General features: G+C 70.1%; 8 protein-coding genes and 1 tRNA gene. 1 reads left to right on the forward strand and 8 read right to left on the reverse strand.

Going from position 1 to position 6,834, the window contains the following annotated elements:
- Positions 1-75 precede the first annotated feature (75 nt).
- A tRNA-Leu gene (locus GEV28_RS26560) sits at positions 76-151 on the forward strand.
- Here the strand turns inward: GEV28_RS26560 and GEV28_RS26565 are convergent.
- The 8 genes from GEV28_RS26565 to GEV28_RS26600 form a co-directional block, all read right to left on the reverse strand.
- Entirely contained in the window at positions 108-1,667 is a 1,560-nt protein-coding gene (locus GEV28_RS26565; protein ID WP_367115196.1) for a recombinase family protein, read from the reverse strand. The two genes, GEV28_RS26560 and GEV28_RS26565, sit on opposite strands and share 44 nt — an antisense overlap.
- 195 nt (positions 1,668-1,862) lie before the next feature.
- The gene (locus GEV28_RS26570) at positions 1,863-2,018 is read right to left on the reverse strand and encodes a hypothetical protein (RefSeq protein WP_291414953.1); all 156 of its coding nucleotides are present in this window, start codon (positions 2,016-2,018) and stop codon (positions 1,863-1,865) included.
- 151 nt (positions 2,019-2,169) lie between these two features.
- Entirely contained in the window at positions 2,170-2,475 is a 306-nt protein-coding gene (locus GEV28_RS26575; protein ID WP_291414954.1) for a hypothetical protein, read from the reverse strand.
- 38 nt (positions 2,476-2,513) lie between these two features.
- Positions 2,514-3,476, reverse strand: a complete 963-nt coding sequence (locus GEV28_RS26580; RefSeq protein WP_291414955.1) for a LysM peptidoglycan-binding domain-containing protein — start codon at positions 3,474-3,476, stop codon at positions 2,514-2,516.
- A gap of 182 nt (positions 3,477-3,658) precedes the next feature.
- The gene (locus tag GEV28_RS26585) at positions 3,659-4,030 is read right to left on the reverse strand and encodes a hypothetical protein (RefSeq protein WP_291414956.1); all 372 of its coding nucleotides are present in this window, start codon (positions 4,028-4,030) and stop codon (positions 3,659-3,661) included.
- A gap of 53 nt (positions 4,031-4,083) precedes the next feature.
- A complete protein-coding gene (locus GEV28_RS26590) occupies positions 4,084-4,824 on the reverse strand; it encodes a hypothetical protein (protein ID WP_291414957.1) in 741 nt (246 codons plus the stop codon).
- A gap of 11 nt (positions 4,825-4,835) precedes the next feature.
- Positions 4,836-5,933: a hypothetical protein gene (locus GEV28_RS26595; protein ID WP_291414958.1), complete on the reverse strand. Its 1,098-nt coding sequence runs from the start codon at positions 5,931-5,933 to the stop codon at positions 4,836-4,838.
- Between the two features lie 14 nt (positions 5,934-5,947).
- Complete coding sequence (locus GEV28_RS26600; RefSeq protein ID WP_291414959.1) at positions 5,948-6,703, reverse strand: hypothetical protein; 756 nt, start codon at positions 6,701-6,703, stop codon at positions 5,948-5,950.
- Positions 6,704-6,834 lie beyond the last annotated feature (131 nt).

Here is a 6,834-nt window from a genome sequence, read left to right on the forward strand (position 1 = left end):
ACGAACAACACCCCTCATGTCGCGACTTCCACCCTCACCCGACTGGCTACGCTGTGCCCTGGCGCGCGAGCGCCCGGGGCCGTAGCCCAACGGCAGAGGCACTGGATTTAGGTTCCAGCCAGTGAGGGTTCGACTCCCTTCGGCCCCACCAAATGTGTCGGTACACGAACACCAGGGGTCGGGCCTGCTGAGGCGTGCTCGGCCCCTGTGTCGTGTCCGGCCGCGGTGGCTTGCTGGGGGATGCGGAAGGCGGGCACGAAGGTGTTGTTTCCGCTGATGGTGACGTGTGCGACGAGGGATTCGATGAGGGTCTTCTGGTCGTTGATGTGACCGGTTCGGGCGATCTCGGCGATGTGGTGGGCGAGGTTGTCGAGGGTGGCCGTGTCGGGTGCGGTGGGCTGCTGGTCGATCAGGTGTTCGAGTTCGGTCTTGCGGTCGCGGAGTTGCTGGCGGGTGGCGCGGAGCCGGGCGAGTCGGTCTTTGACGTCTTCGTCGTCGCCGTCGAGTCGGCCGTCTTCGAACGCGTCGAGGTAGCGGTCGATCTTCGTGGCGACGGTGGCGAGTTCGGCGTTGACGGTGGTCAGCTCGGCGGCGCGGGTGTGGTGGTCGGCGAGGTGGTCGCGTTGGGCGGCGTCGACGGCTTGGGTGATGAGGCTGTGCCCGGTGCGGTAGAACTCGACGGTGGCGTCGAGGAGGGCTTGGTCCAGGTGGTCGGCGTTGAGGCGGGGCATGTCGCAGGCGTCGGTGCCGTAGCGCTGGTAGGTCCAGCAGGTGTAGTAGCGGTAGGTCTTGGTCTTGCCGGTGGCGCGGGTGCCGATCATGGATTTGCCGCAGCGGGGGCAGCGGAGTTTGCCGGAGGCGACGTAGTCGGAGGCGTTCGCGGCGCGGTGGCCCATGCTTTCGCCGCGCTGGTCCATGAGCCGCTGGGCCTCGGCGAACACGGTGGGGTCGACGATGGCGGGGTGGCAGTTGTCGGTGGTGATCTCCCGGAAGGTCAACTCGCCGAGGTAGACGCGGTTGGACAGCACCCGGAGCACCTGTTGCGGTGACCAGAGTTTGCCGGTGGCGGTGCGGAACCCGCGGTCGTTGATGACGCCGGCGATGCCGTTGGAGCCGAGCCGGTCGCGGGTGTACAGCTCGAAGATCAGCCGGACGAGAATCTGCTCGGTCTCGTGCGGCACGAGGGTCTGGGTCTTCTTGTCCACGGTGTACCCGAACGGGCGGCGGCCGCCCTTCCACTTGCCTTTCGCGGCGGCACGTTCCATGCCGGCGATGACGCGCTCGATGATCGTGTCGCGTTCGAACTGGGCGAACATGCCGAGCATCTGCACCAGCATCCGACCCATCGGGGTGGCGGTGTCGAACGGCTCGGTCGCCGACCGGAACACCACGCCGGCCTGGTCGAGGTCGTCGAGCAGGCCGACCATGTCGCGCAGGTTGCGGGTGAACCGGTCCACCCGGTAGACGAGCAGGACGTCGAACAGCCCCGCGCGGGCGTCGCGCATCATCTTCTGGAGGTTGTCGCGGTCGGTGCTGCCGCCGGATGCGTTGTCGGAGTAGACCTTGACCACGCGCCAGCCGGGTTGGGAGGCGCAGTAGGCGCGGTTGCGGGTGTCTTGCATCTCGATCGAGTAGGGCTGGTTGTCCTCGTCGGTCGAGCGCCGCATGTAGAGCGCGACCCGCACGTCGTCGCCTAACTCGATGCCGGCGGCCTTGCGGATCTTGGTGTTGGTGGTACGGCGAGCCACGGTGGGGTCCTTCCCTGGACAGGCCACCGTCGCCCACGAGGGTGTGGGCGGCGGTGGTGTATTCGTGCTGGTGCGCGCGTGAAAGTAGGTGGTCGGCGCGCGTGTTGTCGGGTGTTACCGGGAAGGTCCGGCCGTCTGGCCGGGCGCGGGCCCGTCCGGTTGATCGGGCGCGGGTCCGGCGGGGTGGCTGGTCTGCCAGCGGTTGATCATGTTCGCGAGCGCGGTGACCGCGGCCGCGTGCTGCTGCTCGGTGATTGGCTCGGTCTCCACGTGATCAACTGTCCATCGCGGATCGTCGGTGTCGCGGGGCACGGGATGGTGTTCTCCAGGGTCGGCCAGCGCGCCCCGGAATGGACCGTTTCGCTGACCTCCCCTGTGGGCGTGCTGGGGTGGTCAGCGAAAACGGCTGGTAGGTGAAGGTTTACGAGTCGAGCGGTTCGCCGGTCTCGGGGGTATCGGCGGGGACGAGCGGGCGGCCGGTGCTGTCGCGGGGGTCGGAGACCGGGGTGACCTTGCGTTCGGTGCTGATCACGTAGCCGAACGCGCCGAGCGCGGCGACGGCGGCGGTGATGATGCCGGTGAGCGCGTCGCCCTGTGCAGCGGTGAGCAGGCCGGACCCGACGAGCCCGGCCAGGAGCGCGGTCAGCCCGCCGACGATCGACGCGGCGATCCGCACCGGATGCGGCCGGCTCGTGCTGGCGGGGCTCGGGGTGGTGGGTGTGGTCATGGGGTGGGTGTGTCCTTCTCTGTTGGTGGGTAAGGGATTCAGGGCAGGCGGAGGACCTGTCCGGGGTGGATGAGGTCGGGGTTGGCCAGTCCGTTGAGCTGGGCGAGCCTCTGCCAGGTGGTGCCGTGCCGCGTTGCGATCGCGGAGAGGGTGTCGCCGGGTTTGACGGTGTGGGTCCGTGCCGGTGCGCCGCTCGCGGCGGTGGGGAGGGTGAGGACCTGGCCGGGGTGGATCAGGTCTGGGTTCGGGATGTTGTTGAGCCGTGCGAGGGTCTGCCAGGTCGTGCCGTGGCGGGCGGCGATCCCGGAGAGCGTGTCGCCCGCGCGGACGGTGTAGGTGCCGGGCGTGGGCGACGGCGGTTTCGGCTGTGGTCCCGGCGCGGGTGTGCCGTCGAGCACCAGGTGGCCAAGGGTGTAGCCGCCGATGGTGGCGTTGCGGTCGACGTGGCCGGGGATGCCGGGCACGCTGCCCTTGCTGGTGTGCTGGTGCAGCGCCAGCTTGGGGTGCGCCCAGCCGGGGTTACCGGGGTCGCCGTTGTAACGGGCGATCCACAACAGGACGTCGGCGTCGGCCCACTCGTTCGGGCGGAGGACGCGGGTCCACCAGTCGAGGTTGGCGTAGACGAGCACCCGCCGGACACCGGTCACCTGGCGCAGGCGGGTGATGAACGCGGCGAGGAACGGGTTGGCGTTGTCGCGGAGTTCCGCGGCTTCCATGTCGATCATGGGTGCGAGCGAGCCGGGCGCGAGCAGGCCGCGGGCGCGGAGCTGGGCGGCGAAGTGGTCGACCTGGCCGTGGATGCTGGTGTCGCGGGCGAAGTGGTAGCCACCGGCCCGGATGCCGGCGGCGCGGGCGCCGTTGGCGTGGTTGGTGGCGGCGGGGTCGGTGAAGCCGGTGGACTCGGTGACCTTGATGGAGGCGTAGGTGATGTTGTTGCCGCGCAGGGCTTTCCAGTCGTCGACACGGTTCCAGTGGCTGACGTCGATGCCGTAATCGGTCATCAGAAAGGGCTCCTCAACAGGGGATACAGGGATGGGGATGGTGGGCCGGGGGTGGTGGCGCGTGGCGGCCGGACATAGTGGCCACAGGAGTGATCCACAGGGTGTGGACAACCACGAGGGAGGCACCGTGAACCAGGACGAGACCGCGCCGGGAACACGTCGGCGGTGGGCGATGATCGTCGCTATCGCGTTCGGCGCGCTGCTGCTCGCGGCGTGGCCGGGGCGGTCGTCACGTACACCGCGACCGAGCCACCGGCGGCCGAGCAGCAGCGGCAGGAGAGGGCCAGCGCACCGTCCACCAGCGCCAGTGCTGGGGCGTCGGCGTCGAGCACGACCAGCGCGACCACGACTAGGCCGGTCCCGGCGAGCGCCGAGGTTCCCGCGCCAGCGGCGGACACGACGGCTCGGGCCGAACCGGTCAACGACGAACCAGCGCCCGCACCAGAGTCGGCACCCGCATCGGCGCCGGTCGAACCGCCGGCCACGACAACAACGACCACGACCGCGCCGACGACGGCGCCGGACGCGATGCCGTGCCTGGAAGGCGAGTACACGCCGGACTGTCTGGACGACGGTCTGCGCAACGGCTCCGCCTAGATCAGTCCTGTTACGACTGGACGCCGGAGGCGTGTACGACGGTGGTGCGGATGTTGCCGGGGCCGGTGGTGCGGCGGGCTTCGAGCCAGATTTCCCGCATGTCGCCGAAGACGCCGGGCATCGGCATCTGGGTTTTCTCCCAGACGGTGACGTAACCGACCGGCTTGGTGGCCAGGACGCCGGCTTGGGTGTCGCGGAGACGGACGTCGCCGCGCGTGTTCGGTTCGTCGGACGTGTGGCGGTACTCGATGTAGAGCTGGGGGTGCTGGCGGTGGAGGCGGATGATGTCGAGGGGTTCCCAGTCGGTCGCGGTGGAGGCGGGCCAGTCTTGGGAGCGGCCTCGGCTGACGGTGTGGGGGATGTAGGGGCGGGCTAAGCCTTCGCCGCTGTTGGCGTCGTCGCCGAGGATGATGTTGCCGTTGTAGTCCCAGATCGCGACGAACTGGCGGTACCCGTGCTCGGCGGGGGCCGGGTCGAAGACCGCGATCCGCCAGCGTCCCCGGTCGTCGCTGATCGAGGTGATGGGTTGGGGTGTGCCGTCCGGACGGGACCAGGACCCGCCCGCGCCGCCGACGTAGAACACGGTTTCGCCGTCCTGGTCGGACAGTTCGATGCCGCCGAGGTCGCGGATCGTGATGCCGCCCTGGGAGATGACGGCGTTGGTGAGGGTGCCGCGGGACAGCTCGTTGAGCCGCGCTTCGAGGTGGCGGATGCGGGCGGCGAGGTCGTCAGAACTGGGGGTGACCGGCACGGGCGTGCTCCTCAGAGGGTGGCGGGGGCGGGTGCGAGGGTCAGCTCGGCGGTGTCGGGGGTGCTGGAGCGGTAGGCGATGGCGGTGATCCGCCGGTGCCGCGCGCCCGGTTCCGTGGCGCGGTCTGGGCGCGGGGTGAGCATGACTTGGTCGCCGACCAGATAGGTCCCGAGCCGTGGGTGGGTGTCGGTGCGGACGATGGCGGTGTCGCGGGTGACGCCGGTCCGGTAGGCGTCCAGGTAGGCGATGGCGTGCGCGTCCAGCACGGCCGGCTGTTTCTCGCTGGCGTGGTCGGAGATCACGGTGTCCAGCGCTGGCCAGCCGACCCGCGGCAGGGCGTCGTTGGTCGCTTGGCCGATGAGCCGGCCGCGTTCCATCCCGTCACCAGGGACCAAGATCGTCGATGCGAGGACGGAGCCGTCCTCGTCCCAGCCGTAGCCGAGCAAGTTCCCGCCCTCGTCGAAGTGCCAGGCGATGCCGGGCTGGGTGAGGTGGGGTTGCCCGACCCGGAACACCCATTCGATGCCGGAGCGGTCCGGGCGGTAGCGCGGGTGGAAGTGCAGATCGGGGCCGTTCTCGTCGGCGGTGAGCTGTTTCAATCGCTCGCCGGTCGAGGCGAGTTCGTGCCCGTAGTAGCGGCGCTCCAGGTCCCCGGAGGTGTTCAGCCGGGGTAACACGAGCGGCAGTTCGCCGTGCGGTCGGTTGAGCGCCACTTGCACGATGTCCAGCGCGACGCCGGGCAGCGAGCGGTAGGTGAGGATCACGTCCGCTTGGGGGTCGGTGTAGGCCCAGTCCCCGAGGCGGGCGAGTACGCGCCGGTCGAACACCGTCCACAACCCCGACACGGACACCTCGACGGCGCTGGTGTTCGGCGCGCGGCGGCGCGGCACGATCGGCCCCGCCCACAGCACCACACCGTCGTGATCGAGGGCGAGGTAGTGCCGCCATGGCGTGGTGACCGCCCGGATGTCGATCTCTGGCGGGACGGCGTCGAGCGGGATCGTGGCCCGCGCGGAGCCGGCGGCGGAGAGTTCGTCGGTGTAGTCGGCCTGCCCGTCCAGCTCGGCGACGACGTCCCCGGTGCGCAGGTGGCCGAGCAGCAGACGCACCGGGTCACCTCCGGTCAGGCGGGGAGCCGCAGCAGCGACAGCGCGCCGTTGTAGGTGAAGTTCGCCCAAGTACCGGCGGCGCCGACGCGTTCACCGGACAGGTACAGCGTGTGTGCGCCTTCCAGGACGCGGGTGTTCCTTGCTGGGGTGGTCACCCAGCTCCATCCGTTGGTCGGGCCGACACCCCGGGCCAGGACCGCGCCGTCGGCGGCGTCGAGGCGGATGGTCAGGTCGGCGCGGCAGTTGGTGCCGGTCAGCTCGGCACACCCGGAGATCATCAGCCGGTACGGCCAGCCCGGATCGGGCACGCCGATCGAGGTCAACGCGGCGATGCCGGTGATCCCGGTGCGGGCGACCAACTCGACCGACTCCTCGGACCAGATGGCGGGGGTGCCGCGCCAGGTCTCGCCGTCGAACGCTTCGAGCGTGCCGGCCCGGTAGCGGGTGTGCCCGGCGTAGGCGCCCGGCAGGGTGGGGTCGTCGCCGGGCAGCACGACACCGACCCCGGTGCGCACGCTGGCGGCGCGGCGGATGTCGGTGAACATCGACCCGGCGAGCTGGGTAGTGCCGGCGGGCAGCGCGACCCGCGCGATCGGGAACGACACCGGCGGCAACGGCGGCTCGACCGGCTCCGGCCCCGCCAGCCCGGTGACGGGCTCGATGACGAACTCGGTGCGGGGGTCACCTTGGCGTTCGTCGTACACGCGGGCCACGATCAGGTCCACGCGCGGGTTGGAGGGGTCGGCGTCGTCGAGCTGGACACGGCCCAATGCCGCTAACTTAGGTGCTGTGGGGTTATGATCTTGGTTGTGGCGAGAGTGGGACAGCAGGTCAAGGTGGGTACGCAGGTTCGGTTGCCGGATCTGGTCGGGGTCGGGGTGCTGACTGCGGCGTTCCCGCC

Origin of the sequence: Actinophytocola sp. (assembly GCF_009379765.1) — a bacterium.
Taxonomy (GTDB): domain Bacteria; phylum Actinomycetota; class Actinomycetes; order Mycobacteriales; family Pseudonocardiaceae; genus Actinophytocola.

What these genes read in the sequence shown, in the direction of transcription:
- GEV28_RS26565 (WP_367115196.1), bottom strand. Translation starts at nt 1,667, where the DNA reads ATGCGGCGCTCGACCGACGAGGACAACCAGCCCTACTCGATCGAGATG.
- GEV28_RS26575 (WP_291414954.1), bottom strand. Translation starts at nt 2,475, where the DNA reads ATGACCACACCCACCACCCCGAGCCCCGCCAGCACGAGCCGGCCGCAT.
- GEV28_RS26580 (WP_291414955.1), bottom strand. Translation starts at nt 3,476, where the DNA reads ATGACCGATTACGGCATCGACGTCAGCCACTGGAACCGTGTCGACGAC.